Below are 1662 nucleotides of genomic sequence, written 5' to 3'. Positions count from 1 at the left end.
CAGCAGCTGAGCGCGAGCGGCGCGACGTCGGGCACGCGGCCTTCGCCGCGCAGGTCGAGCGTGTAGCGCAGCATCGCGGTCTCGCCGTCCTCGAGCGCGATCGACCAGTTCAGCACGGTGGCATTCGCGGCCTCGGCGAGCATCTCGCCGATCGCGGCGCGGCGGCCGGTCGTGACGTCGTCGCGCGGCAGCCAGACGAAGCCGAACAGATGGCGGCCGAGCGGCGATGCGACCAGCACCAGCGCGGGACGCGGCCGGTCGGCCAGGCTCATCGCGGTCAGTGCGAGTTCCTCGAGCGCGTCGGGCGCGAACGCGATCACCAGATCATGGGGCAGGGCGGTGAATGCGTGGGTCAGCGCCTTGCCCGCATGGCCGCGCGGATCGAAGCCGAATTTCGCCTTCATCGCGGCGAGCCGCGTGCGCAGGATCGGCACGTCGCGCGGCATCGTCGCCAGCGCCGCGCTGGTCCACAGACCGCTGTAGATCGACAGTCCCGCGATCGTCTCGCCCTCGATCACCGGGACCACGACCAGATCGAGCGGGACGGCGCGGTGGACGGTCGAGATCAGGTTCGACTTCAGCAGCAGGGGGGCGAGATTGCCCGCCTCGAACCACTGGATCGCGAGCGCGCGTGAGGCCTCCGCCAGGATCGGCACGGCATGCGGATTGCGCGCGATGCCGAGCGCGGCGCCGCCGCTGCCGTCGCGGTGCCAGACCTGATGCCCGAGCAACGTCAGATGCCCGTCGAGGAACCAGCGCAGCAGCGCGGCGCCTTCCGCATCGGGGCCATCGCTGTGGAGCAGCGCGATATCGGTCGCCATCGCGCCCTGCATCGCGCGCCAGTCCTTCACCGCCGCGCGCACATCGGCGAGCACGCCGGTCAGTTCCTCGATCAGCCCGCGCCGATCGCGGGCATCCGCGCGCTCCATCTCGAGATAGATCATCGATTCGGCGGGGCCGGTGTCGCCGATCGCCTGGAGCACGCCGTCGGGGCTGCGCGTCGTGTGAACGACCGGGTGGATGATGCGATCGATCGCGATGTCCTGCGCGGCGATCGCGGCGGAAATCGAATCGACCAGGAACGGCATGTCGTCGTTGACGATCGCCAGCCGCATGCGGCGGCGCGTGTCGTCGGCGCTGATCGGTTCGAGCGCGATGGCGGGCGCGCCATCGTCGCGGCGAAGCGCCGTGGCGACGACGAAAGCCGCGGCGTGCGCCGCCTCCGTCGTGCCGAAGTCCTTGAGTTCGCCCGGAAGCGCGCGTTCAGTCAACCGGGCGGCCAGCGCGTCGGTCAGCGTCGTGGAAAGATCAGCCATGACCGCGCCTATGCGCCGGGTAGCATACGACCTCAAGGCTTGTGGCAGGTGCGAACACCGCTGTTGCGGTGCAGCATTCGGATGCGCGACGGCGCGGCGCGAACACGGTTTTCGCCTACCCGATCGCGGCCATCGCCTGCGCGGTGAGGGCCGCGTCGTCGGTGATCGTGCCGATGATGTCGAGCCCGCCATCCACCCCCGCGCGGGCGACGAGCAGGACGATCGCGCCGGGCTCCGCATCGGTCCGGAGCACGACATGCGCCAGCGTGTCGGGTGTCGGGCCATCGGTCGGGCCGGTCGCCGCTATGGGGTCGGCGAATTCGGCACTCGGCCCGGTCGGGCGCCG

General features: G+C 70.9%; 2 pseudogenes. Both read right to left on the bottom strand.

What is annotated here, in order from left to right:
- Positions 1-1316: pseudogene (locus tag NI18_RS19665) on the bottom strand (NAD-glutamate dehydrogenase domain-containing protein); the annotation flags it as partial.
- A 115-nt stretch (positions 1317-1431) separates the two neighbouring features.
- Positions 1432-1662: pseudogene (locus NI18_RS25280) on the bottom strand (hypothetical protein); the annotation flags it as partial.

It is taken from the genome of Sphingomonas sp. Ant20 (genome assembly GCF_000783375.1).
In the GTDB taxonomy this organism is placed as follows: Bacteria; Pseudomonadota; Alphaproteobacteria; order Sphingomonadales; family Sphingomonadaceae; genus Sphingomonas; species Sphingomonas aerolata.
Note: the sequence above shows the minus strand (reverse complement) of the source record. Positions and strands in the feature narration are given on the sequence as shown.